The sequence below is a fragment of the Thiohalobacter sp. COW1 genome (genome assembly GCF_016629505.1).
GTDB lineage: Bacteria > Pseudomonadota > Gammaproteobacteria > Thiohalobacterales > Thiohalobacteraceae > Thiohalobacter > Thiohalobacter thiocyanaticus_A.
Genome location: NZ_AP024239.1, coordinates 3,191,925 through 3,214,288, shown reverse-complemented (window position 1 = coordinate 3,214,288; position 22,364 = coordinate 3,191,925). Strand labels below are relative to the sequence as shown.

The following is a 22,364-nucleotide window of genomic DNA, read 5'->3' as shown; positions in this document are numbered from 1 at the left end:
ACTGTCAAGCCAATCGACAAGTTATTGCTTCAATGAAACTTACTGCCGGGTTCTATGAAAGTGCCTGCCGCACCTTCTGCAATCGCTGGTCGGAAACCCTCTCCCGCGTGCCCAGTTCCTGCGCGAACAGCGAGACCCGGAACTCCTCAACCAGCCAGCGGAAATGCTGCAGCGCATCGCTGGCCGGGCCCTGTGTCTGCAGCCGCGCCTTGCATGCCTCCCAATGCGGGGCGACCTGTGCGGCCAGCTGACGGTCCCGGCCGGGATTGCTCTCCAGTCGGTCCAGCCGGCGCTCGACTGCCTGCAGATAGCGCGGCAGTTCGCCCAGCCACGCCCGCGGCGTGGCGGCGACAAAGCCCGGATAGACAAGGTACTGCAACTGGTCACGGATGTCGTTGAGCGCAGCCAGCCACTGCGGAGCGACATTGCCCTTGAGGCGGCGGGCGATGGCGTGGTGGCGCGCCAGGGCGGCACCGACCTCGCCGGCAAGCCGGTTGGCGGTCTCCACCAGCCGCGCCTCGGCTGCCTGGCGCGCACGTGCGTAATCCTGCTGCGTGCGCAGTTCCTCCTGTTCTGCAAACAGACATTCGGCCGCCGCGGCGCGGATGATATCGCGCTTGAGCGAATCGCAGTCACCGACCGGCGCATAGTGCAGGCACAGCTGCTTCGCCTGCGGCAGGTTCTTCTCCAGATAGCGCCGGGTCTTGTCCGCCTGGCGGCAGAACAGGGCCAGGGTGCCGGCACGGTGCGCCCGGCGCGCCCGCTCCGGATTGTCCAGCAGTCGCAGCGCAACGCCATCGTCTTCCGCCACCAGCGCCGGGTAGCCGCGCAGGCGCAGGCCGTCGCGCTCCAGTTCGATGGACTCGGGCAGATCGCCGACGCCCCATTCCGTGATCCCTGCACGTTCATATTCCGCCGTAGGCAGACCGGCGAAGCTGCGCTCAGCGCGGGCGCCGATCCCGGCCTTGAGCGCCGCCAGGTCGCGGCCCTGTGCCAGACATTTGCCCTTGCCGTCCAGCACCCGGAAATTCATGAACAGATGCAGCGGCAGCTGCTCCAGCCGCCAGTCGTCCGGTCCGACCTCGATGCCGGTCATACGCCTGAGCTGCGCGGCCAACTGTTCGGTGAGCGATCCTTCTCCGGGGGATAGCGCCTGCAGACAGGCGCGGGCGAAGTCAGGCGCCGGCACGAAGTGCCTGCGCAGCGCCTTGGGCAGGGAACGGATCAGGGCCGTGGCCTTCTCCTCCAGCAGCCCGGGCACCAGCCACTCGAAGGGTTCCGGGCTGAGTTGGTTCAACGCCGCCAGCGGGATCTCCAGCGTCACCCCATCCTCGGCATGGCCGGGCTCGAAGTGATAGTGCAGCGCCAGACTCAGCCCGCCCAGTTCCAGCCGGGCCGGGAAGGCCTCGCCGGTGATATGGCCGGCGGCGTGCTGCATCAGGGTTTCGCGGCTGAGATGGAAGGCCTGCTGCTGTTCCGGCGTGGCGCGTTTGTACCAGCGCTCGAACTCGGGGGCATTGCTGACATCCGCCGGCACCAGGCGATCGAAATAGTCATACAGCACGGCCTCGTCGATCAGTATGTCCTGGCGCCGCGATTTGGCCTCCAGTTCCTCCACCTCCTCGATCAGGCTCCGGTTGTGCTGATGAAATTCCAGCCGGGTGCGGTACTCGCCGCGCACCAGGGCGCCGCGGATGAACAGCTCGCGCGCGGCCTGAGGGTCGACCCGGCTGTAATCCACCCGCCGCGCCGGCACCAGCACCAGGCCGTAGAGACTGACCTGCTCGTCGGCCACGGCGCGGCCGCGCTTCTGCTCCCAGTGGGCATCGCGCCAGTTGCGCTTGACCAGATGCGGCGCCAGCTGCTCGGCCCACTGCGGTTCGATGCGCGCCACGGTACGGGCGTACTGGCGGCCGGTCTCGACCAGTTCGGCCGCCATGATCCATTTGGGCGGCTTCCTGAACAGGCCCGAGCCGGGAAAGATATGCAGCTTGATCCCGCGCGCGCCCGTGTACTCCTGCCCTTCCCCCTTGAAGGCCAGGTTGCCCAGCAGCCCGCTCAGCAGCGCCCGGTGAATGGCGCCATGCTCGGCCGGCTCGGCATTGAACTGCAGGTCCAGCTCCCGGACCAGCCCCAGCAACTGACCGTGAATATCCTTCCATTCCCGCAGCCGCACCCAGGACAGGTAGTGGCGCTCGCACAGGCGCTGCAGCTTGCGTCGGGTCAGGTGCCGTTCCTGTTCGCGGTAGAAGCGCCATAATTTGAGAAAACCGACGAAGTCCGACTGCTCGTCGCGAAACGCCGCCTGCGCCTCATCGGCGGCCTGCTGCGCCTCCAGCGGCCGCAGGCGGGGGTCGGGCACGGTCAGCGCACTGACGATGACCAGCACCTCCTCCAGGCTGCCCTCTGCATGGCCGGCCAGCAGCATGCGGCCCAGGCGCACGTCCAGCGGCAGGCGTGCCAGCTTGCGTCCGATGTCGGTCAGGCGGCTGTCGTCATCGATGGCCTGCAGCTCATGCAGCAGCCGGAAGCCGTCGCGGACATAGCGCGGGTCGGGGGGGTCGATGAAGGGAAAGGCCTCGATATCCCCCAGCCCCAGCTGCAGCATCTGCAGTATGACGCTGGCGAGACTGGTGCGGCGGATCTCGGGATCGGTGAAGACGGGCCGTTGGGCGTAGTCCTCCTCGCTGTAGAGGCGGATGCAGATCCCGGGCGCGACACGGCCGCAGCGACCGGCGCGCTGGTCGGCCGAGGCCTGCGCGACCGGCTCGATGGGCAGGCGCTGCACCTTGGTGCGATGGCTGTAGCGGCTGATGCGCGCCAGCCCGGTATCGACCACATAGCGGATGCCGGGCACGGTGAGCGAGGTCTCGGCCACGTTGGTGGCCAGCACGATGCGCCGGCCGCTGTGCGCCCGGAACACCTGTTGCTGCTGCTGCACCGACAGCCGGCCGTACAGCGGCAGGATCTCGGTCTGCGGCGGATGGTGCTTACGCAGCCGCTCGGCGGCGTCGCGGATATCGCGCTCGCCCGGCAGGAACACCAGGATATCGCCGGGGCCGGCGCGCGCCAGCTCGTCCACGGCATCCAGGATGGCCTCTCCGCGATCGCGTTCGCGGCTGTCCTCGTCCTCGCCCCGCAGCGGCCGGTAGCGGAGCTCCACCGGATAGGTGCGGCCGGAGACCTCGATGATGGGGGCGTCGTCGAAGTGGCGGCTGAAGCGTTCCGGGTCGATGGTGGCGGAGGTGATGATCACCTTCAGTTCGGGCCGCTGCGGCAGCAGCCGCTTGAGGTAGCCGAGCAGGAAATCGACATTGAGCGAGCGCTCGTGGGCCTCGTCGATGATCAGGGTATCGTAGGCCAGCAGCTGCGGATCGCTCCGGGTCTCGGCCAGCAGGATGCCGTCGGTCATCACCTTGATCAGGGAATCCGCGCCGACCCGGTCGCTGAACCGCACCTTGAAGCCGACCTGCGCGCCGACCTCGGTGTGCAGTTCCTCGGCGATGCGCGCGGCCAGGCTGCGCGCGGCGATGCGCCGCGGCTGGGTGTGACCGATCAGGCCGTCCACGCCGCGGCCCAGTTCCAGACAGATCTTGGGCAGCTGGGTGGTCTTGCCGGAGCCGGTCTCGCCGCAGACGATCACCACCTGATGTTCGGTCAGGGCCGCAGCGATCGCCTCGCGATGCTCCACCACCGGCAGCTCCAGCGGATACTCCGGCCGCGGCAGGGAGCGGCGGCGCTGTTCACGCCGCTGCTCGGAGGCCGAGATCTCGGCGGCCACCGCGCTCAAGCCGCGATCGATGGGCTTGTTGCTGCGCAGGCGCCGGCGCAGCCCGGCCAGCCGCTTGTGCAACGCCGGTCTGTCGCGCAGCAGGCACCGGGCCAGGCGCTGTTCGAGTTGTTTGAGCTCAGAAACGGACATGCAAACAGGTATCAGCAGACCGGCCATGCCAGTAATGCGTCATGCAGGTATCGGCGGGATTCAGGGGCGCCGCAGGTCAATATGGATCGGACATGATATCCTGCCCGCCGCGGAACCAACAGGGCGGCGGGGAATCCCACTTCCTGCAGATCCGCTGGCCTGCATCCTGCATTGATCAGGTCGACACCCGGCAACAGGGCGCCCCAGTCCGACCAGCGCCCGGATGGAGATTCACAATGAAACAGCTGTTCCGTATTCTTGTTCTGCCGTTCTGCGCCCTGTGCCTGTTCGGAGCCACCGTCCCGGCCCTGGCTCAGGAGGGCGAGACCCAGACCGATTCCCTGTTCGGCGAACCCAGCCACAAGCTGGTCTACCAACTCAACCAGGCCGACCCGGACTACATGGATCACATCCTGTTCTCGGCCGGCGCCATGCTGCGCAAGTTCGGCGATGACATCAAGATCGTGATCACCCTGATCGGTCCCGGCGTGCATCTGGCGGCGAAGAACCCCGGCCGGCCGGTACCGGAGGAACTGCGCCAACGGGCCGAAAGCCTGGCCATGTATGACGTCGAGTTTCATGTCTGCGGCAACACCCTCAAGTCCCTGGAATGGACCATGGACGACATGGAAAGCTACGCCACCTACGTCGAGGTCGGCGCGGCGGACCTGATGCTGCTGCAGGAACAGGGCTTCAGCTATATCAGCTGGTAGGCAGGGCCGCAGGTCGGGTCAGTGCAGCGTAACCCGACATGTCGCGGCATGTGTCGGGTTACGCCTTTCAGGCTAACCCGACCTACATCCCTTTGACCAACCGCCGACGGCGGGTATGATCGGCGGCACATCCCCTCGAACCGGCGGCCGATGGCATCCCATTCCCACCAGCGCGGCATCTACGGCTGGGCCCTGTACGACTGGGCCAACTCCGCCTTCTCCACCACGGTCATGGCCGGCTTCTTCCCGGTCTTCTTCAAGCAGGTCTGGAACGCCGGCGAGCCGGTCGCGCTGAGCACCTTCCGCCTGGGTCTGGCCAATTCGCTGGCCAGCCTGGTGGTGATGCTGGCCGCGCCCCTGATCGGCGCGATGGCCGACCAGCTCGGGTACCGCAAGGGCGCGCTGCTGATCTTCGCCGCCCTGGGTATTCTCATGACCGGCGCGCTGGCCTGGATCCAGGCCGGACACTGGGAACTGGCCGCGCTGACCTACGCCCTGGCGGTGATCGGCTTCTCCGGCAGCAACCTCTTCTATGACGCCCTGCTGGTCTACATCGCCCCGCTGCGCGACAGCGACCGGGTCTCGGCACTGGGCTTCGCCCTGGGCTACCTGGGCGGCGGCCTGCTGTTCAGCCTCAACCTGGTCATGGCCTGGCAGCCGGAATGGTTCGGCCTGGCCGACCGCGATGCGGCCGTGCGGGCCGCCTTCCTCTCGGTGGCAGTCTGGTGGGTGGTATTCTCGCTGCCGCTGCTGCTGTGGGTGCATGAGCCGCAGCCGCCGTCACGGCCGACCTGGGGCGCAAGCCTGAGCCGGGGCGGACGTCAACTCGTGCGCACCCTGCGCGAGATCCGCGCCCTGCCGGAGGCCTTCATCTTCCTGCTCGCCTACTGGTTCTACATAGACGGCGTGGGCACCATCATCCGCATGGCGGTGGACTACGGCCTGTCGCTGGGCTTCCCCGACACCAGCCTGGTCACCGCCCTGCTGATCACCCAGTTCGTCGGCTTTCCCGCCACCCTGGTGTTCGGCCGCCTGGGCGGCCTGATGGGCACCCGCAATGCCATCTACCTGGCGCTGGGCCTGTACATGCTCATCACCCTGTGGGGCGCCTTCATGAGCGCGGTGTGGGAGTTCTATCTGCTGGCCACCGCCGTGGGCCTGGTCCAGGGCGGGGTGCAGGCATTGAGCCGGTCGCTGTTCGCCCGCCTGATTCCGCTGCAGCAGTCGGCGGAACTGTTCGGTTTCTACAACATGCTGGGCAAGTTCGCCGCCGTACTGGGGCCGCTGCTGATGGGGACGGTGGTACTGGTTACCGGCTCGCCGCGCGTGGGCATTGTCTCCGTCCTGCTGCTGTTCGGCATCGGCGTCTGGCTGCTCTCGAGGGTGGACATCGAGCGTGGCGAGCAGCGCGTGAACGCAGGCACGTAGGATGGGTGGAGGCGCTTGCGCCGTAACCCATCACACGACCGGGTCGCGATGGGTTGCGCTGCGCTCCACCCATCCTACACGCTGATGGGGACGGTGGTGCTGGTCACCGGCTCGCCGCGTGTGGGCATTGTCTCCGTGCTGCTGCTGTTCGGCATCGGCGTCTGGCTGCTCTCGAGGGTGGACATCGAGCGCGGCGAGCAGCGCGTGAACGCAGGCACGTAGGATGGGTGGAGGCGCTTGCGCCGTAACCCATCACACGACCGGGTCGCGATGGGTTGCGCTGCGCTCCACCCATCCTACACTCTGAGCCGCAATCCGCCCGTCATTCCGCCAGCCGGATGATATGGACGTTCTCGTCCACGGCATTGACCAGCACATAGGCCCGCTGGTCCGGCACGTAGCGGAAGCGGCCGAAGGTGCCGGCCGAGGGCGCCTCGCCCGGGCCGCTGCTGCCGGCCGCCACCCCCGCCTCGATGCGCTGCCAGACCCGGCTGTCCAGATCCAGCGCGTACAGGTCCGTGCCGCCCATCCAGGCCACCAGGCGGTCCAGGTCGGGATCGTAGACCAGGCCGGGGCTCTTGGCCGCGGTGACGGCGATATCACCCGTGGTCTGCACGCGGCGCGCGGCAGTCTCGCCCGCGGCCAGGTCCCACAGCATGATTTCCCCGGGCGCGCCGCCGGCATCGCCCCCCACGGCCACGAACAGGCGCCGCTTCGGATCGATGGCACCGGTCATGCGGCTGACCCAGGGATCGCTGCTGCGGTCGCCATGGCCGGCCCACTGGCGAGTGGCGGCATCGAAGGACAGCAGGTGGCCGCGGCCGCCGGCACTGTGCATCCACACCTTTTCTGTGACCGGATCCCAGGCCGTCATCACGCCGTAGCTGATCCGGCCCGGCACGTCCTCGAGGCGGAACCACTCGCCGGTCTCCAGCCGCAGACAGTCAAGGTTCTGCAGGGTGGTGCGGGTGGCCTGGTACAGGGCCTTGCCACCGAAGGCGCACAGCGCGTCCTCGCCCGGAACATACTCCAGCGAGTCATAGGTCGAACGCGCCCAGGGCAGGCCGTCGCGGTAGTAGCCTGTCTCCGGATCGCCCTCCTGCCACTCGCTGCGCGCGGACACCTGCTGCCATTGCAGCCGGCGGGTATCGAAGGCATAGACGGCATTGCCGCCGTAGCGGTTGCCGCCGCCGCCCCAGACCAGCAGCCGGCCGCGCCGGGTATCGAAGGCCGCACCGCTGCTGGCCTCGGTCAGGGCGCGCAGATAGGCCTCGGATTCGTCCCCGGCCACGGCGTCGGCCAGGCGGCTGTCGGGGATTTCGGTCCAGACCGCGGCCGGCAGGTTGGCCTGATCGAAGCCCTTGTCATTGACGCTGTAGCTGCGTTCCCACTGGTTGTCGGTGGGGGTGGGTTCCCTGCCCGCGCTGCTGACCGCGATGCGGACAGCGGCCGTCGGCGTGCTGTCGCTGACCGTCAGGACGCGCACCGTCAGACGCTCGCCCGGCGCGAGGTCGGGCACCGGACACGCGAGTTCATCGCCGCTGCGGGTACAGGCCACTTCGTCCGCGGTCATGCCCACACTCAGCGGGGCCTCGGTCACGGCCGAGAGCTGCACGCCGCGGGCGGTATCGCTGCCGGTGTTGGCGAGCTCCAGCGTCCAGCTGACCGGTTCGTTCGGTTCCAGGGCGGCCGGCGCGTCCAGGGCGAGCAGCTGGAGATCCACCTGTGCGGGCTCGATCATCAGACGATCCTCGAACAGGTTGTTGGACAGCATGCCGTCCGGTTCGGCGGCCAGCAGTTCGGCGCGTACGTCGATCTCGCCGGCCTCGGCGGCCGTCAGTTCGAGCGTGATGCCGCGCCGCTCGCCCGCCGCCAGCCCGTCCAGGGCACAGCGCAGGCCGTCGGTCCGGCGCTCACAGCCGGCAACCGGTTCGGTGAGCGCGACGTCGGCCAGTTCGCCCTCCAGGCGCAGGTAGGCATCGATGCCGGTGGCGGGCGTCTGCGACAGGTTCATCAGGGTCCAGCGCAGCTGTGTACGTCCGCCTGCGGCCAGCACCGGGCTGTCGGTCTCGACCACGGTGGCCACATCCACGTCCGGGGCCGGTTCCGGCACCGGCTCGTCCACAGGCTCATCGACCGGTTCATCGACGACAGGATCATCGGGGGTGGTATCCACCGTGCCCGCATCAGTGTCATCCGTAGTGATGTCCGGGTCCGGATCATCGATCGGCTCAGGCATGGGTTCGGGCCCGGCATCCGCATTGGTGTCATCGACCGAGTCAATCACATCGGGCAGGTCGGTGGCGCTCACATCCACACCGGCCAGACGCAGCAGGCCGCGGCCGGTGTAGCTCTTGCGGGTGCGGTTGGCCGCCGGCACGCCCGGCTGTACCAGGCTCAGGCTGCGATCGGGGCGATCCCAGATCTCGAAGCTGATCCGCACCTCATCGGCGTTGGCCTCGCTCACCGCCACTGGCAGACTGACCGGGATCACGGCGGGCTGGCCGTCGACCGCCGGGGTGATGTCGATACCATCGGCCAGCACCCGGAAGCGACCGTAATCCAGTGGCGAGTCGTCCCAGACCCCCACCAGCACCTGGCTGATGTAGCCGCCGGACAGCACCGGGGTAACGGTGAGTACCGGCCGCACCAGGTCATCGTGCACATTGGTCAGGGGCGCGCCCATGTCCACCCAGCGTGCCAGCAGTCGCTTCTCACGCTCGGGCATGTCGGCCACATAGCCGGCATGTTCGCTCACCTTCGGCCAGATCTCGGGGAACTCGCGCCCCTGTGGATCGACCGGCACGCCGCTGTTGACCGGCGGCAGGCCGGTGGCCGGATCGCGGCCGTCCAGACGCTCGCCGTACAGGGCCCAGATCAGCATGCTGGAGCGGGCGCTGTTCATGGCCAGCCAGCGCGACACGGTGCAGCAGCTGTAATGCCGGGTGATGCGGTCGGTGCCGGGTTGATCCAGATCGGTCAGGCCGTCGCCGGGCCGGGTGGTGTGATTGATCTTCACGCCGTCCTCGCGCACATAGGCGTTGCGGGTGAGCAGATCGTAGGTGCGCATATCGCCGTCCAGCCGCAGACCTGTCAACTGCTGTGCCGCTCTGCCCTCGGCGTGACAGGAGGCGCAGCGGCTCTGGATGATCTCGCCGATGCCGTTCTCCCAGTCCACACCCAGGCTGCGCCGCGCGCTGATGCCGGGCAGTTCGGGATAGACCGCCTCGGCGGCGGCCACCTCGACCCTGCCCTGCGCATCCACGCCGGCGAACAGCGGCGCGCTGTGACGGGTGAAGTCCCCGAACGGCGCGCCGGTATCCAGTTTGGCGAAGGACTGTTCCGGGTCCAGGCCGTCGCGGGTATGCACATGACAACCGACGCACAGCTGCTGCTCGCCGCGACCGACCGTGCGCGAGGCGGTTTCGATGTCCAGCGCCATGCCGTGCTTGTCGATGGTCTGGAACAGGAACGGCGTGTCGGCCGGGATGCGGACGATGAAGCTGGTATCCGGATTGCCCTGGCCGTCCGTCACCCCCGGCTTGCGTACCGGGAACTCGCCCAGGATGCGCAGATGGTGGTTCTGCGCCTTGCCGGCCCACTGCTCGCGACTGCCGGAAAAGCCGTTGGGGGTCTGCGGAATCGGCAGGCTCACCCGGATGCCGGCGATCTCTTCGTTGTCGAAGATCGCCAGTTCTCCGCCCTGCACCAGCAGGTTCTGGTAGGTGCGACCGGAATGGAAACCGCCGCCGTCCTTCGCGTTCCAGGGGGTGCCGTTGAGCGCCCGGGTCTCGCGGTCATACAGGCTCGAGGCGCCGGTCAGGCCCCAGGGCACGCCGGCGGGCAGCCGCGGATCCTCCAGGCCCAGGTTGTCATGGCGGGCGATGGTGTCGGGTTGCGGCTTGCCGTGAATGCGGCTGTAGGGCACCACGGCGCGCGGCATGATTTCATGATAGTCGGGGTGATCCACCACGATCAGGCCGTCCTCGGTCACATGCCCGATGGGATCGGTGCCGTTGGGCGCGAGCGGGAACAGCCAGATGCCGGCATCCTTGCCGATCTGGGCCAGGGTATCCTGCAGCGAGGCATAGTACTTGCCCATGGTCGAGGAACTGCCGATGGTGTAGGTCGTCAGCAGGCCGTTGTCCGGCGCGCCGGAGGGATGGGTGAACTTGCCGTTCATCATCACGGTGCGGCCATCGCCCGGATGGCGCCAGTAATCGCCGCTGTCGACATAGGGATCGGCGGCCTGGTCGCCGGCCGGCGCCTCGGGGGTGAGTCGGTATTCGCCGCGGCGGGCGAAGGGATGCAGCTGGTTGCCGCTTTTCCAGACACCCGGATCATGGTTGCGATGCTCGAAATCCGGTCCCGCGGGATCGGCCGGGAAGCGCTGCAGCGAGCCCATGCCGCCGTTGTTGTTGTCGTAGTACAGAGTCACCACCGCGTCGCCGTCGCTCAGCTGGGTGACATAGTGATAGGAGAAATGGGTGGCATCGGTCTTGCCGGCGAAGATGAAGGGATCCGAACCGTCGGGGTTGATGGTGAACAGCGAATAGTCGTTGTTGTTGGAACGCTGCAGCATGGTGTCCTGGCTGGTATAGACCACCTTGCCGTTGCTGAGCATGGCCGGGTGCAGCTGCTGACCCATGGCGCGATGGCCCAGCCATTCCAGGTTGTCGCCGTTCACATCCATGGCGAACAGCTGGAACTGGTAGAAGCCGCTGGCGCGGTTGCTGGTGAAGCCGATACGCCCATCGGGCAGGAAGAAGGGGCCGGTGTCCATGACCGGGATGGGGCTCTCCCACTCCGGGTCCAGACCGGGATGGGCGCGCCCGGCGAACTTGCCGCCCGGCGGCGAGACCCGGCGCTCGGTGCCTGTCTTCAGGTCATAGATGTAGACATGGGCCGGTGCGTCGAAGGACTCGAGCAGAATGCCGCGCCGATGGGCATACTTGCCCATGGGGCCGTCGCCGTCGGGATAGAGTTCCATCACGCTCTGCAGATGGTCGGTCTCGCCCCAGCCGCCATTGCCGTTGAAGCCGCGATCGGTGATGAAGCTGCGGGTGTCCTCGAACTTGGTATAGACGATGCGGCTGCCATCGAAGGAGACGTTCGGGTCGGCCACGCTGCAGACGGGGCCGCTGGCGATATCCTCGTCGCACTCGACCAGCACCTGTTCGGCCGCCGGATCGCCGTGCGGTTTGTCATGACGGTGCAGCACCAGATCGCAGCCCGGCTGCTGGTAGAGGTTGTTGGAGGCCGACAGCCAGATATCATTGACCCCGTTCCAGTTGCCGTATTCGTTGCCGTCCGGCATCCGCACCGGCTCCTTGCCGCGTGGACAACGCACATACACGACGTCGTAATCGAGCTGCGCGAACTGCGCCTGGCGGGGGGTCTGGGAATGGACTGAGAGGGTGGACAGGGCGGCCGTCAGGCCGACAAGGCATGCGGCCGCAAACGGGCCGGGAATAATCCGTTTCATCATCATCTGCAACTCAAAAAAATCAAAAAGAAAAAGTGGTGCCAAGTACAACAAGTGACGGCAGCATAACGGGATGCTGCAGCGATGAAACGGTATGAGTTCACACTATTCCGGATGCACCGGCCATGATCTGCACGATCTGAAGGAATCAGTCACAAACAGGGAAAACAACAGGGAAGGTGGGCTAAAGATTATGCGCAGCGTGCCGTGGGGCGACGGGATCAGGGATGCAGTCGCTCAGGCAGACTGACGCCGACACTCGGCTTCGAGCCGATCCGGCGCAACGGCACGCAACAGCCGATGGAGGATTTCGCGCATGCGTGCGCGCGCCATCCCGGCCCCGTCCAGCCGATGTGTCTGCGCCAGCTGCGACCAGGGATGATGCTGGAGACATTTTTCGATCAGGAAGGCGCGTTCGCCGGGGTCCAGGACATCGCTATGCCTCCAGGCCGCCTCGTACTGCTGCAGTAACCGATGGATCGCCACCAGGCTGACCTCGTAACCACGCCGGCCGCAGGCGAAGGCGGCCAGTTCGGCCCAGTCCTGCGGCTCCAATGCCGCCCCCGGATCGGTCGGCCCCACTGCTGCAGCCAGCAGCGCCCGGGCCAGTTCCGGCTCCAGCGCCTGCAGTCCATCGGCCAGCTGCAGGGGCAGCAGGGCATGAAAACGAATCCGCAACTGTTTCAGCTGACTTGCTGCGCTGCGGTTCAGTGCCTGCAGCACGATGAGCGCATGCTGGCCGCTGCTGGCTTCACGCCGCAGCCCTACCCGCACCGGCACATAGCCGTTGCCCTCCCAGAAAGCCAGCAAGGGTCGGTCCAGACCGAAACTCGCCCCGATCCAGTCGGCCTCGCCCCGTGCCTGCATCTGCGCCGTCAGATCGCGCAACAGCCGGCTGCCCAAGCCGCGGCCCTGGCGCCGGGGATGCACGGCGATGCGCATGATGCGCAGACCGCGCAGTCGGCCCGCCGCTTCGCAGCCGGCATGCGCCACCAGGGACTGGGCGATCAACTCGCCCCGCACCCGCCGCCGGCCGGCGAGAATCGCGGGTATCAATTCCATCGGCAGCGGCCCCTCGGGAATCGCCAGGGCAACCGCAAGCACCGCCTCACCCTGGCGCAATACATGGACTGACAACGCCGGCATGTCCAGCAACTGGCGCAGGTCCGAGGGCCGGGTGCGATAGTGGGCCGAGACCAGCAGACCGAACAGCTGCCGGAGCAGCGCCTCGTCGGTGACCAGCCGCCCGGGGTCGAGACATTCATATACCAGGGCTTCCGGCACCAGTGCGGGAAGGCGCTCCTCCGGGAACAGCTCGGCCTCCAGCAGCAGGGCACGGGCCAGCCACCGCTCCAGCGGGTCGGCCGCGGCCCAGCGGATGGGCTCGCTCAGGCGCAGCAGTTGCCAGCCCGGGGCGATGCGATCCAGCCGGGGGAAGAACTTCAACTCGAACCCGCGCCCGGTGCCTTCATATCCCTGCACCGTGGTGGCCAGTGCCACCCGCGGCCAGCCCAGCACCAGCTGCTCCAGCAAGGGCAGGGGAATGGCCGCGGCCTCGTCGATCAGCAGCAGGTCGGCGGCCGAACGCCGGCGCAGCAGTTCGTCGGGCGGGACAAAGGGCGGCACCCGGCCGCCCGCGCCGCGGGCATGACGCAGCAGGGTCTCGCAGCTTGCCCGCCCCGGAGCCGTGACCAGGATCTGCTGTGCCGGCAGCTGCGCGGCCGCCTGCCCGAGCGCGGTCGACTTGCCGCGTCCGCGCGGGGCGGACAGCACCAGCGGCCGGTGGCGATGCCGGGCCTGCGCCAGGGCCAGCACTGCGGCGACGGCCGCCGCCTGTCCTGAAGGGGCAACCGCGGATTCCGCTGCAGCCGCCGCCGGCGCTGGCGGCAGCGGCGGGCGCCAGCCATGGCCCTGTTGCAGCAGCCCCACGGCAGGATCGTCCAGGCACTCGGTCAGACGCAGGAGAAAATGCCCTTCCGGCTGTGCTGCATGCGCGGCGAAGCGGGCGAACTGCGCGTCCGCCCGCCGCGGCCAATCGGCCAGTGGCGGCGCGAGCAACACCAGCAGGCCACCGCCGTGCAGGGTGCCGGCCACCGCCGCCAGGGCGTCCACATCGAGGCCGGCATGGGCATCCAGCACTACCAGTTCGTACTCGCCGCCCAGATAGCGGCGATAATCGCGCTGCGCCGCTGCCTCGCCAGCGTCCGGCGCGTCCTCACCGAGCCATAACATGGATTCGGGCCGCCAGGCATGGGCAAGGCGCCGAACCGCCTCCACACACCAGTCCCGCGCACCGGCGCACACCCACAGCCGGCGCTGGCGGGCGCGTCGCAGGGCCGGACGCAGCTGCAGCAACTCGGCGGCGGCTGCGGCCCGGATATCTGTTGACGGTTCGGATATCATCGGTTTTGGCCCCACGCGCCGGATCGGGCATACTGACCGGCATTCCCCCGATGAAACCCGAGGAGCGCTATCAACATGCCAGTGCGCATGGCGGTGTCTTCACCCCTGTTCTGCATCGAGCCCGGCAGCTTACGGCACCAGGCCCCTGTTCCGGGCGTGTCGCTGTGAAGACCCGCCACGTCCAGTTGCGCGAGCACCAGCATCAGCTCGCCCGCTGCCGCCGTTGCCCCGACATGCAGGGACCCCCGGTCATCGGCACCGCGGTGCTCTCGCCCATCATGCTGATCGGTCAGGCCCCCGGCGGCAAGGAGATCCATCTGCACCGTCCCTTCGCCTGGACCGCAGGCAAGACCCTGTTCCAGTGGTTTGCCGGCATCGGCCTGGAAGAGGAAGCCTTCCGCCGGCGCGTCTACATGGCCGCGGTGTGTCGTTGTTTTCCAGGCAAGAAGACCCGGGGCGGCGACCGGGTGCCGGCCCCGGAGGAGATCGCCAACTGCAGTACCTGGCTGGAAACCGAACTCACCCTGCTGCGCCCGCAGTTGATCATACCGGTCGGCCGGCTCGCCATCAGCCGCTTCATGCCGTTCCGGAAACTGACCGAGGTCATCGGCACCATCCACCACCATTCGGTGCAGGGACGGCCCACCGACGTGCTGCCGCTGCCGCATCCCTCCGGCGCCTCCACCTGGCACCGCACCGACCCGGGCCGGGAACTGCTGGCGCAGGCACTGCAACGGCTGGCACGGCATCCGGCCTGGCGGCGGGTGTGCGCCCAGCAGGATGACGACAAAGCCGCCGACAGCCAGGGCCATCCCGGACGGCTGTAATCGACTGCGAGGTCGCAGCGTCAGCGGGCCTCACCGACCGTCTCGATCAGCACCGGGATGCGTGCCGGCGCCAGGCACTGTCCGGCGTCGCTGCAGGCCTGGGCATGCACGCTCAACTCCAGCCCCGGCGGCGCGGCCCGCTCAAGTCGCAGTGGGATGCGCGTGCCGTCGTCATAGACCCGGATGGGCCGTTCGAAGCCGGCCGCCAGCGGCCGGCCGGCGGGGTAATCGGCCGTCAGTACCAGTTCGCGGCCGCCGGCGCGGGCGCTGACCCGGGTCGGTATCAGGAACTCCAGCGAGGCCGGTGAGGCATTGACGTGCCAGCCGGGATCCAGTTGCAGGGTCAGGATCAGCCGGCGCGGATCCTCTGCCTCGGACCGGGCCACCACCCGCAGCCGGTCGGCCGTGTCCGGCGGCGTGAAATCCTGCGCCGGCGGCGCTGCGCCCTCATCGAGCCCCGCCGCACGGTATTCGGCCAGCGCCCGGAGCATGTGGGGCATGGCCGTGGGCGCCTCCTCCAGTACGGGCGTGAAGGCGCGCAGGGTCGCGGCGGCATAGGCACCGAAGCGCTCATCGACCTGTCGCGCCAGGCCGGCGAGGGCGCGCGCGGCCAGGCTGTTGGGTGCGGGCAGGGCGGCATCGCGACGCGACCTGGGCTGCACGACCAGGTGCCCGACGGCGGCATCGGCATAGTGGAAGCCGCCGGCCGGATCCCAGAGCGCGGCGATCATCGCATCGCCCAACTGTCCGGCGGCACGCCGCCAGCGCGCCTCGTCGCGCACCCGGTCCAGCGCCAGCAGTCCGAGAATGGTGGCGGCATAGTCATCGAGATAGGCCGGCAGCCGGGCTTCCCCGCCGCGGGCCACATGCAGCAGACGGCCGTCGGCGTCCCGCAGCTGCCGCAGCAGGGCATCGGCGGCACCCGCCGCCTGGTCGATATAGTCCTTGCGCCCCAGCGCCGCGCCGGCATCCGCCAGCGCCTCGATCATCAGGCCGTTCCAGGCCGTGATGACCTTGTCATCGGTATGCGGCTGCGGACGTTCCAGGCGGGCCGCGAGCAGCCTGTCGCGGACCGGCGCCAGCCGCGCCTGCAGCCGGGTCGGCGTCAATCCCAGGGCCTCGGCCGTGGCCGCATAATCCCGTGGCCAGTGAAGCACATGGCCATGATCGAGTTCCGGCGCTCCCTCCAGCCCCCAGACCGCAACGGCCAGGGCATATTCCGCCTCGGTCAGGATCGCCTGCAGCTGGTCCCGGGACCAGACATAGGACGCGCCCTCCTCCCCGGCCACCTCGGCATCCTGCGCCGAATAGAACAGCCCGTCCGGGCCGGTCATCTCCCGCCTCGCCCAGGCCACGATGGCCTCGGCGACCCGGCGGTAGGCAGCCTCACCGGTCAGCGCCCAGGCACGCGCATAGACCTGCAGCAGCTGGGCATTGTCGTAGAGCATCTTCTCGAAGTGCGGCACGCGCCACTGCGGATCGACGGCATAGCGATGGAAGCCCCCGCCGACCTGATCGAAAATCCCCCCGCGCGCCATGGCATCCAGAGTGGCGTGGAGCATCTCGCGGGCCCTGGCGTCGCCGCTGCGCTCAGCATGGGTCAGCAGCAACTGCAGGTTGGACGGCAGCGGAAAACGCGGCGGCGGACCGAAGCCGCCGTCGAAGGGATCGAAGTCCTGTTCCAGTTCAGCCACTGCGCGCGCGATCACGTCCTGGTCCGGCAACCGTGCCGCCGCCTCAGCCGGAGGGGCATGGGCCTGTGCGACGCGCGCCATGATCCGGGCCGCGCGACGCTCAATCGCGGGCCGGTCCTCCCGCCACCGGCTCCGCGCCTCCTTCAGGGTGGCGGCCAGCTGTACCGGGGACAGGTATACGGCAGCAAAGAAGGGGTCGAGATCCGGTGTGAGCAGCAGGTTCATGGGCCAGCCGCCGCGTCCGGTCATCTGGCGCAGGGCGGTCATGTAGACGGCATCCACCTCCGGGCGCTCTTCGCGGTCGACCTTAACGCTGACCGCATAGTCATTGAGCAGCGTCGCGATCGCCGGATCACTGAAGGACTCGCGATTCATCACGTGACACCAGTGGCAGGTCGAGTAGCCCACGGACAGGAAGATGAATTTGTCCTCGCGCCGGGCCCGCTCGAACGCTGCCGCGCCCCAGGGATGCCAGTCCACCGGGTTGTCGGCGTGCTGCTGCAGGTAGGGGCTGGCCGCATCGGCCAGCCGATTCCCCTCCCCCGGCGCCTGCGCCTGGACCGCGCCCGGGGCCAGGCACAGGCCGGCCAGGGAAACCATGACGGAACACAACCAGGCATGCATAGGAACCATATCCTCTTGGACCCGGTCCGGGTGAGTGCGTTCACCGGGACGCCGCCGTCGGAGTCGAGCCGCATACGTCAACAATTTTTACACGACATCAACTTCCATATCTTGTGACAACAGCCGTTAAATCAGACGGTAACACCGAATATACGGGATGGCCGGCGGCTGCGCCCGGGAACCGGGGGCATTGCCGCCGGAACCCGAAGGATCCGACACATAGACCGCAATTTATTGTTTTTCATATTTTAAACAGCGTAAACTCAGACAAGGGGAGGAGACAGGATCTCACCCGCTTATGGAAAACCTTACGTTTTGTTGCCCGCGAGCGTGCCGATGTCACGTGAGCCGGCCTGACGACATCATATATCTCTGTTTATCCAGAACAAAATTTCACCTGGCAGACCTCTTGCTTGTTCAACAGCGATTACTCCGTTTACCGGCCCGTCCGGGACGGATCTGCTGTTGCCCGCCCCCACCGGCCGGCGACAGGCCAGACGTGATAACGATTATTAAAGTTTGAGGGGGAGCCCATGCCGCACACTATAACCACATCAGGGTGGATGAAACGGGTTGCCGTCGCGCTGGGAACGGCCTGGCTGTATGCCTCCGCAGTCAGCGCGGCCCCATTGGGCCTGACGCAGCAGTTCCCGGATATCCAGACCTCGGATCTGAACATCAGCTATGACGCCGGCACGGGCAGCCTTAGCGCGAACCAGCCCACCTTCGCCATGTTCACCTATTCCGACGGCATCACCTCGACCCAGTACTATGACTGGACCTATTCATTGACCGCCAGCCTGGACAGCGGCACCGGCACCCTGACCTCCGGCAGCCTGGAGATCCAGGACGGGTCCAGCGTCACCCAGCTCAGCGGCAGCCTCACCGCCTTCGGTTACACCGATGCAGGCAGCAAAGACGTATTCGAATTCCTGTTCGACGTGACCGGCGGCGCTCTGGCCGGCGACTTCGGCGCGCTGGGCGGCATCATCATCGTGACTGACACCAGCGACTTCACCGGGGACTTCGGCATCGATTTCACTGCCGCCAGCACGTCCAACGACACCTTCGCCGCCGTCGTGCCGGTACCGGCCGCCGTCTGGCTGTTCGGCAGCGGCCTGCTGGGCCTGGCCGCCGCCGCCCGACGCCGGCACTGAAAATGGACTTTCAGTCTGCACACAAGACAAGGAGCACAACCGTGACGGAACTGAAAACTCGTATCGGACGCACTGCCGCGGCCCTGCTGCTGGCACTGACGCTCGCACCGGCTCAGGCCACCCTGCTGGACATCGATCCCGATGCCCCCCTGCTGCGCTTCGGCAGCCTGCTCAACCAGGGACTCGATTATGATGTCGCCAGCGGCCGGTTGGGCATCACCGGCGATCCGCAGGCAGTGCAATTCGTGCTGCCGGGCCCCTTCACCGGTATCAGCGGACCGCGCTCCCTGAGCATGGACTTCTTCGTGGACAGCAGCGGCATCGTCACCGGCGGCATTGCCGGCAACGACTTCGAACTGTTCGGCGAGATCGACAGCGACGGCGACGGCAGCCCCGATTACTCCGGCCTGTTGCTGGCCGGCGAGATCCGCGAGTTCGGCTTTCAGAATCTGACCGCCACGGTGGATGTCATGGACTTCCTGTTCGAGGTCAGCGGCGGCAGCCTTGCCGGCCAGTTCGCCGGTTTTGGCATCGGGGTGGCCATGACCCTGGAGAACTCCAGCTTCACCGGCAGCTTCGCGCAGGATTTCTCCAGCACCCGCGTCAAGGGCCGCATCGGCACCGCCCCGATCCCGCCCAGCCAGATTCCGGAACCCGGCAGCGTCTGGCTGCTGGGGCTGGCCCTGCCGGCCCTGCTGTCGACCCTGCGTCGTCGCACCCGGCAAGCTTAGGGTTCAGCGCGACCATCCGAGCCGGCCAGGCCGCGGCCGCTGTACCGCACAACCGGGGCCGGCGCCGAACAGCACCCGGCCGGCGAGCCACGACGCCAGTCCCAGCGCCAGCAGCAGCAGACTACGCCCCAGCAGCTGCTGCTGATCCACCAGGTAATTGGTGCACACCCGCACCGGCGCGGCGCTGTAGAGCCAGCCCAGTACCACCAGCATGCTGATCAGGTTGCTCCACAGAAAGCCGCGGCCGATCGCCGGCAGCCGGCGCCAGCTCAGCGCCAACGGCATCCCCACCAGCAGCGGCAGACTGAGGAACTTGGCCAGTTCCATCGGCGGTGCATTGAGGGCGGCATCGAGCGAGCGCGGCAGCATCCAGTAAGCCGCCGAGAACAGCGCCAGCAGGGTCAGCGGCAGGCCGGCAGCATTGCAGCCGTCGAGACGCCGCCGCCAGCCGGCCGGCAGCCAGGCGACCGCCGCGGCACCCAGGCCGACCAGCAAGGGCAGCTGCACCAGCATGTGGCTGACCATGCCCGCCTCCAGCCAGCCGCGCAGCGGCGGCGCGGCCAGCAGCAGGTACCCTGCCGCCAGCATCCAGCCGCGGCCCGGCCCCGAAAACGGATTCACAGCCATTCCCGCACCCGCTCGACGAAGGCCAGCGGCCGGTCGTGATCCTCGATCCGCACCAGTCGTCCACGGCGGTCGACCAGATGCAGGGCCGCATTGTGCTCGAAGCCGCCGAAGCCGTCGGGAATGACCACGATGCCGAAGCTGCGCAGCAGTGCCTGCAACTCGTCCGGATCCTCGACCCGCGCCACCCGCCAGGCCTCGCCGTCCGCATGGTAGCGTGCCGCATAATCGGCCAGCCGCGCCGGGTGGTCGCGCTCGGGATCGAAACTGATGCTGAGCAGCATCAGTTCCCGGCCCGGCACGGACGCCGGCAGGGCATCGCGCACCCGCTGGAAGGCCTGCCCCAGGGCTCGGCACACGCTCGGACAGTTCACATAGATGAACTCCACCGCCAGCAGCCGGCCGCGCAACTCATCCAGACTGAAGCGCCGGCCGGTCTGATCCTGCAGCGTCACCGCAGGCAATGGCCGGGGGCTGGTGTGCACGGCAAGGCGCCGCGCGCCCTCGTCGGTGAAGGCACGGAAGCCGTCCGTGCCCCAGGCCAGGACGGCGACACCGAGCAGCGTCACCGCCAGCGCCGTGAGCAGGCTGCACCTCATGCCGTCCGGGCCTGGCCCAGGCGCAGCAGGAACCGGCCGACGAACACCAGGGTGGCCGCCAGCACCAGCGCGGCGAACAACGCACCGGCGCGGTCGTAGGGCAGCCACTGGGCCAGGTGTTCGGCATAGCGGCGCGGCGCACCGGCCTGCCCGCCGGCCAGAAAGGCCAGCACGAAACCCAGCCCCGCCACGGCAAACACCCAGAAACCGATCCGGTCCAGGCCGCGGTCGGCGGCGGTCTGCCTGTCGCCGGTCAGGAAATACATGAAGCCCAACACCATGGGCAGCATGCCCAGCAGCAGATAGGTATGGAAATGCCCCGGCACCCACATGGTGTTATGCATCACTTGATTGATCACCACGGTGGCGTCGATAATCGCCGGGATCACGCCCGCGCCCCAGCCGAACATCGACAGCAGCAGCAGTCCGGACGTCAGATCCCAGCGGATGCCGGAGCGGTAGACATTGGTGAGGGCGCCGAACACCGTCACCACCAGCACCGGCAGGCCGCTGGCATAGGAGATCACCTGGCCGGCCACCAGCGCCCACTGCGGCATGGCGAAGTCCATCAGCAGATGATGCGGATAATTGGTCATCACCATGATCAGCGAAGCATTCCAGGCCGCCAGCACCACCTTGTTCGACTTCCACGGCCGCCCGGTGTGGCGCGGCAGAATCTCGTAGACGGCGATCACCGCCATGTAGATGGTGGCGTTGATGAACACATGGCCGAAGAAGTAGGTCATGTTCTTGGCCAGCAACGGATCGATGTCGAAGCCCGGCACATAGAGATTGATCAGGGTCATGGCGAGGATGGCCGCGCCGACGGTGATGCCGATGCTGTTGATGATCAGCACCATGGTGCTGGCCACCACCGCCACCGGCGGCGCCCGGCCGTCGTCGCGGCCGAACAGCTGCGGCCAGCCGAGCGCGCGGCCCAGGTTGCCGTATTGCCGGAGGATGGCGCGCGCCGCCTCCAGGTACAGCAGCAGGAAGCCGGTGCCGATCACCAGCAGCCCGCCCACGAACAGGGCCGCGGCCTGGGTCTCCCACACCCCCATGGGCCGGGCCGGCAACGGATAGAGGAAGGTCCAGGCACCGGCGAAGCCGCCGGCCAGCACGCTGACCAGGATCATCACCACCCCGACCAGGAACAGCGCCAGGTTGGCGATGAACATGCCGCGCGACAGGCGCACATACTGGCCCAGGAAGTGCCACATCACCGCCACGCTGGCGAGCGCGGCGATGCCCACCATGCCGGCGCCGTGCAGGGTGAGCAGTTCGTAGAAGGTATCCGGCCCGAACTGCAGCAGCCCGCCCTGCGCCAGGCGCATCAGCAGCCCGAAGGCCATCATCAGCAGCACCACCGCCCCGGCCGTGACCAGGTAGGCCAGTACCGGTACAGAGGCACGCCGCGCAGGATCCGGCGCAACCCTGGTTTCGACATCAGTCATCTGAGTTCTCCTCTTCAGCAACGCTGGCAATGACCTTCAACTCGGCGATCATGTCGTGATGGATCAGACCGCAGTACTCCAGGCACAGCAGCTTGTAGGTGCCGGGCTCGGTGAAGGTGTGGCGCAGGGTGTTGGTATAGTCGGGCATGGCCATCACCTGGGCGACCAGGCGCATGTCCGCGTCATAGATGCCCAGGCCGTGGTTGACGTCGGCGCTGGTGACCCGGAATTCCACCGGGGTGCCGACACTGGCCCGATCCGTACTGAGATCCCAGGCCCACTGTTTGCCGACCACCTCGATGACCTGGGACTCCCGGCGGTCGATCCCGGCGCTGGCATAGGGCAGGTCGAGCAGGGTGTAGAGCATCACCGGCGTGACCACGACCAGCAGGGCCCAGAACAGGATCCCGCGGATGCGGTAGGCGCGGCTGACCACGGGGGCGTCCGCGTCCGCGCGGTCGCGCGCCCGCCGCGCCACGAACAGGAAGGCGACGAGCAGCGCCCCCATGAGGATGAGGCTGAGCTGCCAGGCAAGCGTCTGATACATAGAAGTCCCCGTCATTCGGTTGAACACAGTCACGCCAGGCGGATGCCCGGCGCGCCTCCTGTTTGCCAGAACCATGCCAGATAACAACCAATTGACTTTACAGGATAATTTAAAACATGTATTCTATATAAATGTTAATATGTGTTCACACTCCCG

14 protein-coding genes are annotated in these 22,364 nt (G+C 67.6%); 6 read left to right on the top strand and 8 right to left on the bottom strand.

The genetic code is table 11. The features are described 5' to 3' along the window. Nucleotides 1-52 precede the first annotated feature (52 nt). Nucleotides 53-3,922 carry an ATP-dependent RNA helicase HrpA gene (gene hrpA, locus COW1_RS15205; protein WP_201344678.1) on the bottom strand — a complete coding sequence of 1,290 codons (3,870 nt, stop codon included), beginning with the start codon at nt 3,920-3,922 and terminating at the stop codon, nt 53-55. A gap of 236 nt (nt 3,923-4,158) precedes the next feature. Here hrpA and COW1_RS15200 point away from each other — a divergent pair, with 236 nt between their 5' ends. The 3 genes from COW1_RS15200 (at nt 4,159) to COW1_RS17150 (ending at nt 6,285) form a co-directional block, all read left to right on the top strand. Continuing rightward, complete coding sequence (locus tag COW1_RS15200) at nt 4,159-4,635, top strand: DsrE family protein (protein WP_157745696.1); 477 nt, start codon at nt 4,159-4,161, stop codon at nt 4,633-4,635. A gap of 150 nt (nt 4,636-4,785) precedes the next feature. Then, complete coding sequence (locus tag COW1_RS15195; RefSeq protein WP_201344677.1) at nt 4,786-6,063, top strand: MFS transporter; 1,278 nt, start codon at nt 4,786-4,788, stop codon at nt 6,061-6,063. A gap of 93 nt (nt 6,064-6,156) precedes the next feature. Beyond that, a complete protein-coding gene (locus tag COW1_RS17150; protein WP_255534231.1) occupies nt 6,157-6,285 on the top strand; it encodes a hypothetical protein in 129 nt (42 codons plus the stop codon). Between the two features lie 100 nt (nt 6,286-6,385). Here COW1_RS17150 and COW1_RS15190 read toward each other — a convergent pair whose 3' ends face one another. Both COW1_RS15190 and COW1_RS15185 read right to left on the bottom strand, forming a co-directional pair. Next, on the bottom strand, nt 6,386-11,554 hold the full coding sequence (locus COW1_RS15190; RefSeq protein ID WP_157745698.1) for a DUF11 domain-containing protein: 5,169 nt from the start codon (nt 11,552-11,554) through the stop codon (nt 6,386-6,388). A gap of 231 nt (nt 11,555-11,785) precedes the next feature. Beyond that, nucleotides 11,786-13,951: a tRNA(Met) cytidine acetyltransferase TmcA gene (locus COW1_RS15185; protein ID WP_201344676.1), complete on the bottom strand. Its 2,166-nt coding sequence runs from the start codon at nt 13,949-13,951 to the stop codon at nt 11,786-11,788. A gap of 233 nt (nt 13,952-14,184) precedes the next feature. On the opposite strand from COW1_RS15185, the gene COW1_RS15180 reads away from it, so the two are divergent. Next, complete coding sequence (locus COW1_RS15180; RefSeq protein ID WP_096367173.1) at nt 14,185-14,778, top strand: uracil-DNA glycosylase family protein; 594 nt, start codon at nt 14,185-14,187, stop codon at nt 14,776-14,778. 20 nt (nt 14,779-14,798) lie between these two features. Here COW1_RS15180 and COW1_RS15175 read toward each other — a convergent pair whose 3' ends face one another. Further along, entirely contained in the window at nt 14,799-17,096 is a 2,298-nt protein-coding gene (locus tag COW1_RS15175; RefSeq protein WP_201344675.1) for a DUF255 domain-containing protein, read from the bottom strand. 563 nt (nt 17,097-17,659) lie between these two features. Between COW1_RS15175 and COW1_RS15170 the strand changes: the two genes are divergently transcribed. Both COW1_RS15170 and COW1_RS15165 read left to right on the top strand, forming a co-directional pair. Further along, nucleotides 17,660-18,253 carry a VPLPA-CTERM sorting domain-containing protein gene (locus COW1_RS15170; RefSeq protein ID WP_197702960.1) on the top strand — a complete coding sequence of 198 codons (594 nt, stop codon included), beginning with the start codon at nt 17,660-17,662 and terminating at the stop codon, nt 18,251-18,253. 41 nt (nt 18,254-18,294) lie between these two features. After that, entirely contained in the window at nt 18,295-18,984 is a 690-nt protein-coding gene (locus COW1_RS15165; protein WP_201344674.1) for a PEP-CTERM sorting domain-containing protein, read from the top strand. A gap of 3 nt (nt 18,985-18,987) precedes the next feature. On the opposite strand, the gene COW1_RS15160 is transcribed toward COW1_RS15165, so the two are convergent. Genes COW1_RS15160 through COW1_RS15145 form a run of 4 tightly spaced genes read right to left on the bottom strand, consistent with a single transcriptional unit; the run spans nt 18,988 to nt 22,208 of the window. Further along, nucleotides 18,988-19,605, bottom strand: a complete 618-nt coding sequence (locus tag COW1_RS15160) for a hypothetical protein (protein ID WP_201344673.1) — start codon at nt 19,603-19,605, stop codon at nt 18,988-18,990. Next, the gene (locus COW1_RS15155) at nt 19,602-20,207 is read right to left on the bottom strand and encodes an SCO family protein (RefSeq protein WP_201344672.1); all 606 of its coding nucleotides are present in this window, start codon (nt 20,205-20,207) and stop codon (nt 19,602-19,604) included. The genes COW1_RS15160 and COW1_RS15155 overlap by 4 nt, the downstream gene beginning before the upstream one ends. Then, nucleotides 20,204-21,661, bottom strand: coding sequence for a cbb3-type cytochrome c oxidase subunit I (locus tag COW1_RS15150; RefSeq protein WP_201344671.1), 1,458 nt, complete (start codon nt 21,659-21,661; stop codon nt 20,204-20,206). The genes COW1_RS15155 and COW1_RS15150 overlap by 4 nt, the downstream gene beginning before the upstream one ends. Beyond that, complete coding sequence (locus tag COW1_RS15145) at nt 21,654-22,208, bottom strand: cytochrome C oxidase subunit II (RefSeq protein WP_201344670.1); 555 nt, start codon at nt 22,206-22,208, stop codon at nt 21,654-21,656. Before COW1_RS15145 ends, COW1_RS15150 begins: the two co-directional genes overlap by 8 nt. Nucleotides 22,209-22,364 lie beyond the last annotated feature (156 nt).

Coding starts and splice junctions, on each gene's coding strand:
- hrpA (WP_201344678.1), bottom strand. CDS start 3,922: ATGTCCGTTTCTGAGCTCAAACAACTCGAACAGCGCCTGGCCCGGTGC.
- COW1_RS15200 (WP_157745696.1), top strand. CDS start 4,159: ATGAAACAGCTGTTCCGTATTCTTGTTCTGCCGTTCTGCGCCCTGTGC.
- COW1_RS15195 (WP_201344677.1), top strand. CDS start 4,786: ATGGCATCCCATTCCCACCAGCGCGGCATCTACGGCTGGGCCCTGTAC.
- COW1_RS15190 (WP_157745698.1), bottom strand. CDS start 11,554: ATGATGATGAAACGGATTATTCCCGGCCCGTTTGCGGCCGCATGCCTT.
- COW1_RS15185 (WP_201344676.1), bottom strand. CDS start 13,951: ATGATATCCGAACCGTCAACAGATATCCGGGCCGCAGCCGCCGCCGAG.
- COW1_RS15180 (WP_096367173.1), top strand. CDS start 14,185: ATGCAGGGACCCCCGGTCATCGGCACCGCGGTGCTCTCGCCCATCATG.
- COW1_RS15175 (WP_201344675.1), bottom strand. CDS start 17,096: ATGCATGCCTGGTTGTGTTCCGTCATGGTTTCCCTGGCCGGCCTGTGC.
- COW1_RS15170 (WP_197702960.1), top strand. CDS start 17,660: ATGAAACGGGTTGCCGTCGCGCTGGGAACGGCCTGGCTGTATGCCTCC.
- COW1_RS15155 (WP_201344672.1), bottom strand. CDS start 20,207: ATGAGGTGCAGCCTGCTCACGGCGCTGGCGGTGACGCTGCTCGGTGTC.
- COW1_RS15150 (WP_201344671.1), bottom strand. CDS start 21,661: ATGACTGATGTCGAAACCAGGGTTGCGCCGGATCCTGCGCGGCGTGCC.
- COW1_RS15145 (WP_201344670.1), bottom strand. CDS start 22,208: ATGTATCAGACGCTTGCCTGGCAGCTCAGCCTCATCCTCATGGGGGCG.